The organism is Oleiphilus sp. HI0043 (assembly GCF_001634935.1).
In genome coordinates this window covers 1-537 of record NZ_LWEY01000687.1, presented here as the reverse complement: position 1 = coordinate 537, position 537 = coordinate 1, and the positions used below count along the sequence as shown (strand labels likewise).

At 47.3% G+C, this 537-nt stretch carries 1 protein-coding gene; it reads left to right on the top strand.

The window, feature by feature from the left end:
- Positions 1–537 (top strand): TRAP transporter large permease subunit (locus tag A3729_RS08195; RefSeq protein WP_156497792.1); only part of this gene is annotated, 537 nt, incomplete at both ends.

Here is a 537-nt window from a genome sequence, read left to right as displayed (position 1 = left end):
CTCTTTGCTCGCCGCCTCAACCGGTGTAGTCGGTGCCAGTGTGGTTGCGATGGGTTTGATATCCCTGCCTTGCATGCTCAAGTATAACTACGATAAACAACTCAGCTGCGGCACCATTTGCGCATCGGGCACCCTTGGTCAAATCGTGCCGCCTTCTATTATTTTAATTATTCTTGGCGATGTACTGGGTTTACCTGTTGGCGACCTGTTTAGAGCCGCTGTTGCGCCGGGGGTTTTGCTGATAGCTCTTTACATTGGCTACATAGTATTTGTAACAAGTCGAAACCCGGCCTTGGCTCCTGCTATGCCTATTTCAGAGGAAGATAAGAGCGAACAAATACGCAAAGCCTTATTAGCCATTATTCCTCCCTTAGCGCTGATTTTTGTTGTACTCGGTTCTATTTTTGCCGGTATTGCTACACCAACGGAAAGTTCAGCATTAGGTGGTATTGGTGCGATATTTCTGGTTCTACTCTACAAGCAGTTTAATTTCCAGATGCTCTGGGATAGCGCTAAGGAAACCGTCAACGTCACAGC